The organism is Flectobacillus sp., assembly GCF_049240685.1.
GTDB lineage: Bacteria > Bacteroidota > Bacteroidia > Cytophagales > Spirosomataceae > Flectobacillus.
In genome coordinates, this window is record NZ_JBMLSD010000264.1 from 1 (window position 1) to 5,126 (window position 5,126).

Below are 5,126 nucleotides of genomic sequence, written 5' to 3' on the forward strand. Positions count from 1 at the left end.
TTGGGCAAAGCTGTTGGGCAGAACATACAGAAGGCTTTTCAATTCCTCCTTTAGTCCTCAAAACAGACACTTCAGATACGAAGATGTTAGCACGTGGTAAAAAAATGATGGAGGAAGGACGTGGACGTATGTCATACTTTATCATTGGTGAAGATGAATCTTTGGAATTTGCCGACCAAGTTGCCACAAAAGGAGAGTTATACGATGGGCTTATTACCCAGTGTAAATCAGAACTTTCATTGCTATTCAGTGGCGCTGTTGTAGGGCAGGACACAAAAAATGGCTCAAATGCAAAAGAGTCTTCATCACAGGAATTGCTTTGGTACAGGGTACAATTTGACATGAAGTTATTAGAGCAACAATGGAACAAAATTAATCTTCCTGCTCTGGCAAAACATGGCCTAATCAAAGAGGGACTTACTTTAGAGTTTGAAAAAGCTGAAGACATTACGCAACTATGGAAATTTGTTAGTGAGTCAATGTCAAACTTTGATTATGATATTGATTGGATTAATGAGAAGTTTGGCTTAAAAGTCATAGCCTCAAAATCAAATAATCAATCTCAAGGCTTATCACTTTCAAAAAGTTTTTTTCTAGGAGCCTCGGACACGACCGAGGCACATCTGAACTGCTGTGGGAATCCCCACATGATTCAACTCTCTAGTAGTTACAGTGCAGACAAAATAGCTAAGTCTATTTGGGAGGCTGAAGGACTCAAAAAGTTTGATATTGACCTTTTTAAATTTACTGCAAATGAGCTTTCAAAAGGATTTAATGACGGTTACAAGCAAGGGAACAAAGTACATCTTGCCGCCTTTGGTCTCGAATATGGCTATGATAGCCCTGCAAAGCTTACAGCCTACGAAATGAATCTTTTTAGATTCTCCGCAGGCAAAACTATTGCACAAGTACAAGCGCTTAACAAGGCTTTTCGCAATGCAAAATCTTTCGAAGATTTTCGGATTAGTGCGGCACTTATAGCAGGTCAGTTTAACGAAAATTGGCTGAGAACAGAATACAATACTGCAATTGCAGTAGGCAATTCAGCAGCGCAATATGACAGGCTTGTGTCAACTGCCAATACGTTTCCATACTGGGAGTATAGAACGCAGGACGACAACCGTGTCCGACTAGATCACCAGCTTTTGGACGGTATCACCCTCCGAGCTGATGACCCACTTTGGAAAAAGCTTTACCCGCCAAATGGTTGGAATTGCCGTTGTTTTATAGCGCCAAGGCTCGCCAGCGAAGTAGACCAACAAGCTTTAGACACCAACCAATCTATTGCCTCCAATTTTGTGGAGTCAGACGGTTGGCAAAATGTGGAAAATGCTGGCTTTGGGGTCAATCGTGCAGAGACTCAGGAGGTATTTACTAATAATCAGCAATACGTTAAACGTGTCGAAGCCAACAAGCTTATTGCTGAACTCAGCCCGTCTGACTACAATATTAAAGTGCCAGACAATAAGCCTACACGTCAGTTATTCACTGGAACAATCGAAGAATTTATTCGAGAGCAGGGAACGGATTTTACAGACTATAATAAGCGTAAAATTTCGTTTTCGGCCACTGACATGACCGCTATTGCTGAAGCTTCGAACGAACTCTTTGCCGAGCTTCAAAACGTCCTGCAAAAACCAGATGAAGTATGGTTTACGGGTGCAACCAAAGGCAAAGACCTCAATCAGTATTTGTATGTTAAGTACTACAATGATACTGCCATTGCACTAATAGCCGAAATGACAAAAGACGGCTTAACAGTAGTCAATTTCTTGAAATTATTAGACCAAGTGCTCCGATGGGGCTTGCTTATAAAATGACAAATCAAGACAAAATAAACATTTATTTCAACAAGCTACAGGCTGGCATTGAACATGTGCCAGCCATAGTGGCTAACACTGCTATCGAAAACTTTCAAAATAACTTTTTCAAGCAGTCCTTTGATGGAATCCCTTGGCTCAAGGTCAAAAAGAAACCCAATGACCATACTACACTAAGAGCTTCAGGCAAATTATTTAATAGTATCAATGCCAAGCTAATTTCAAGCAATCGGGTAATTATCTCAGCAGGAGGCTCACAGATTCCATACGCACGTATTCACAACGAAGGAGGTACTATCACAAGAGATTCCCGCTCCGAAACCTTTGTCCGTAACCGTAATGCCAAAAATCGCTTTACCAAAGGTACTACAAAGGGTAGGGGCTTTACTTTTAGTGCTTATACCTACACAATGCCAAAACGTCAATACATGGGCATAACCGAAACCCTCAAAAATCAAATAAGAGACCGTATCATAAAAAAGCTAAAAGAATGAAAGAACTATATCTTTGCCTTATCAACATCTTATCCACAATTAGTACTTTAAAGTGGATAGACCTCGACAAAGGGCAACTTACCGCAACCACACGCCCAGCCATTGCTTTTCCTGCGTGCTTGATAAAAATGGAAATAGTAAAGGCCGAAAACCAAACCCGTACAACTCAAATTTTAGAGCTACGTGTTACCATCAGGCTAGTATTTACATACATAGGCGAAACAGCTCTACAAACGCCTGAAATAACCCGTAATCAATCACTTGAGTATCTGGACACCTGCCAAGCCGTATATCTAGCTATCCAAACAGGGCTAAACCATCAAAACCGCCCATTTGAGCGCCTATCTCAAACCGAGCAGGAGGCAGATGGCATCAAGGCCGTAAACATGCTTTTCAAAACAGTCCTTTTAGACCAATCAGCCAACTAAAACAAAAGCACCGCAAAAACTACTTTTGCGGTGCTTTGTTTTTTAATAGATATTTTGATTAAAATAATTTACTATCTGTTTTTGCCTAACCTCAATCTGTTCCTTCAATCCTTCAAAAAGTCCCATACTTACTTCATCATAAATAATCCTATCATTGTCAATACCAACAATAAAAGCTTTTTGCATAACTTCTATCTGTTTTTCTCGTAGCTCAACAATCATTTTATCCTCAATTAGCTCTTTTCGCAAAGCCATTGCCCACTCATGAGATGAAGGCTTTATATTGTCTCCCATAGCTATAAAAAAACTGCTGTTACAATACCACTTTCAGTAATACTAACCTCTGTATCTTCTATGCCAGACACATAGCCAATAACTCTACTACCATTTTGCTCTACAATCCAATCCATATCATCAATATGTTTAACTTTCAGCAAACCTTTTTTTAGTGCTTCTCCTATTTTCATTTTTGTATCGTTTAGAACTTTAAGTAAATAAAATAAACTTGTTAATCAAATCAAAAAAATCCCTCAGTTACGAGGGATTAAGTTTTTATCTAAATGCACCTGTTTCGAGTGATCCAATGCAATAGTTATCATCTTGCTTTTGAGAGTCAAATCCTAAATAAGGCTCTGTAACTTCAAACTTTAATACGTCTCCAACACAAAGTTCGTTCACTATTACCCATTGACCTCCATACTTTTCAATAACCATTTTTTGAATATCGAATTGGTGTGGATTTACAAATACTACCATTCTTTCATTTGTGCCATACTTCGCTAGTATGACCAGCCCTTTATATTTTGCTCCCATGATTTTACTGTTTACGATACACATACAGCGTATCTACTTTGTTGTCAATAATTCTTAATTCGAGTGTTGGGGTGAGGGGCTTTTCGGATTTTATTTCTGTGCTATCAGCCCAATCCATAATTTCATCACATCCCTTTACAAATACTGCCACTAATACTACAGTTATCGCAATAAGAATTTTCAGGGCTTCTCCCATACCCTTAAACATTTGTTCATCCATATTTTTTAAATTAAAATTGGTTCAACCTTCTTAAATCCTTCTTCCAATGCGTATTCCAAAGGCTCACTATGCTCTTTTGGAAATATGCTTGGAAAATTTCTTATCGCATGTCTTTCACTTTGTGTTGCAATCAGAAAAACAGTAATACAAACATCATATAAATCTACTTCGCTCAATTTTGCCAAAACTTTGTTTTTTGATAAAATACGTCTACATCTAAGCATTCGATAAGTTATTTTATCATAATTATTGTCTTGCCCAAAATCTCGAAAAAGCCATTCCCTGAATTTCTTATCTGTTTTATTCATTTACCTCTGGATAACAAATATGTTCAAAATCGTAAAAGAAGTGCCCAGTATAACCTTTAATAAGGTAATTCAAGTATCGTTTATCGTGTTGCTTGTATTGCTTAACTCTAAATGATGTTGCTATACGGCTTTCATCAATTACAACCTCACCAAGCTCATCAATATAAAAAAATCCAGCACTAACAGCCTTAAAACCATTTCCAACACCTAGTAAAGCATGTATAGAGTCCTCTGAAGAAATAACTGGAACTACAAGTTCTCCACGTTTAAAAATTACATATTTCATCCCTTCAGCTTTTTAAGTAAAACATAACTAAGCGTTAAATCACCTGTTCTTTTCAGCTCCTCATTATCCTTATACATAGTCTTCAGGACGTTTTGAGTTTCTGCCAAATTGTACCCCGTGTCCAGGGCACAAATCCAATCGTTAAGTTGGCTCATTTTCAACTTTTTCACATCGATAATAACTGCCTTGTGCATGTAGTCTTTTTTAAGCCATATTTCAAACTTTGCCCCAGTTTTATACTTGTTTGGGTTGTAAAGGCGGATTGTCGTAAAACAATCCGCCCAAAGCTTTCCATTCCAGTTCGTGCTAAATGTTAGCTTTTCCATCAACAATAATTTGTCTATACTCCAAACCCCCAGAAATAAGATGATTATATATCCCTTGATTGCCTCTTACTTTTTTGAATCTTTGAAAATCTGGACGATACCATTCATAAGATGGCTTTTGGTCTGGGGCTAAATCATTATAAAAAGAACTTACTGCTCTGGAGTTACACATTTCACACCAAAAATACATTGGTGTTGTACCTGCATCAACATCCTTTGTTTTGGTGATATGACCACATTTTTTATTAACACAACTATAGCAGTTTACTCTATTGGTCAAATCAATCTGATAGTCTGGAAGTGTCTGTACTCTTTCCATTAATGCTTTATAGTCTCGTTCGACTTGTCTAATGCTAATCTTCATATCTAAAAAAGATTTAATTGGTTACTAACAACTTTTATTTTCTTGTTACGGTGCTTGTATCCCTTCA

Annotated in this window: 11 protein-coding genes; 3 read left to right on the forward strand and 8 right to left on the reverse strand. The window is 37.7% G+C overall.

Annotated elements, in window-relative coordinates; genetic code table 11:
• From ACOVQ4_RS12210 to ACOVQ4_RS12220, 3 genes are all read left to right on the forward strand, one after another.
• A partial coding sequence (locus ACOVQ4_RS12210; RefSeq protein WP_421820921.1) for a phage portal protein family protein occupies window positions 1-1,820 on the forward strand: 1,820 nt, incomplete at its 5' end.
• Entirely contained in the window at window positions 1,817-2,314 is a 498-nt protein-coding gene (locus ACOVQ4_RS12215; protein WP_421820922.1) for a phage virion morphogenesis protein, read from the forward strand. The genes ACOVQ4_RS12210 and ACOVQ4_RS12215, both read left to right, overlap by 4 nt.
• Entirely contained in the window at window positions 2,311-2,742 is a 432-nt protein-coding gene (locus ACOVQ4_RS12220) for a hypothetical protein (RefSeq protein WP_421820923.1), read from the forward strand. The genes ACOVQ4_RS12215 and ACOVQ4_RS12220 overlap by 4 nt, the downstream gene beginning before the upstream one ends.
• Before the next feature lie 42 nt (window positions 2,743-2,784).
• On the opposite strand, the gene ACOVQ4_RS12225 is transcribed toward ACOVQ4_RS12220, so the two are convergent.
• From ACOVQ4_RS12225 to ACOVQ4_RS12260, 8 genes are all read right to left on the reverse strand, one after another.
• Window positions 2,785-3,036 carry a hypothetical protein gene (locus ACOVQ4_RS12225; RefSeq protein ID WP_421820924.1) on the reverse strand — a complete coding sequence of 84 codons (252 nt, stop codon included), beginning with the start codon at window positions 3,034-3,036 and terminating at the stop codon, window positions 2,785-2,787.
• 2 nt (window positions 3,037-3,038) lie between these two features.
• Window positions 3,039-3,209: a hypothetical protein gene (locus tag ACOVQ4_RS12230; RefSeq protein WP_421820925.1), complete on the reverse strand. Its 171-nt coding sequence runs from the start codon at window positions 3,207-3,209 to the stop codon at window positions 3,039-3,041.
• 85 nt (window positions 3,210-3,294) lie between these two features.
• The gene (locus ACOVQ4_RS12235) at window positions 3,295-3,579 is read right to left on the reverse strand and encodes a hypothetical protein (RefSeq protein ID WP_421820926.1); all 285 of its coding nucleotides are present in this window, start codon (window positions 3,577-3,579) and stop codon (window positions 3,295-3,297) included.
• Window positions 3,560-3,775: a hypothetical protein gene (locus tag ACOVQ4_RS12240; RefSeq protein ID WP_421820927.1), complete on the reverse strand. Its 216-nt coding sequence runs from the start codon at window positions 3,773-3,775 to the stop codon at window positions 3,560-3,562. Before ACOVQ4_RS12240 ends, ACOVQ4_RS12235 begins: the two co-directional genes overlap by 20 nt.
• Before the next feature lie 5 nt (window positions 3,776-3,780).
• Window positions 3,781-4,083, reverse strand: coding sequence for a hypothetical protein (locus ACOVQ4_RS12245; protein ID WP_421820928.1), 303 nt, complete (start codon window positions 4,081-4,083; stop codon window positions 3,781-3,783).
• Window positions 4,076-4,369 carry a hypothetical protein gene (locus ACOVQ4_RS12250; protein ID WP_421820929.1) on the reverse strand — a complete coding sequence of 98 codons (294 nt, stop codon included), beginning with the start codon at window positions 4,367-4,369 and terminating at the stop codon, window positions 4,076-4,078. The genes ACOVQ4_RS12245 and ACOVQ4_RS12250 overlap by 8 nt, the downstream gene beginning before the upstream one ends.
• Entirely contained in the window at window positions 4,366-4,695 is a 330-nt protein-coding gene (locus ACOVQ4_RS12255) for a hypothetical protein (RefSeq protein WP_421820930.1), read from the reverse strand. Before ACOVQ4_RS12255 ends, ACOVQ4_RS12250 begins: the two co-directional genes overlap by 4 nt.
• Window positions 4,676-5,059, reverse strand: coding sequence for a hypothetical protein (locus ACOVQ4_RS12260; protein WP_421820931.1), 384 nt, complete (start codon window positions 5,057-5,059; stop codon window positions 4,676-4,678). The genes ACOVQ4_RS12255 and ACOVQ4_RS12260 overlap by 20 nt, the downstream gene beginning before the upstream one ends.
• Between the last annotated feature and the right edge of the window lie 67 nt (window positions 5,060-5,126).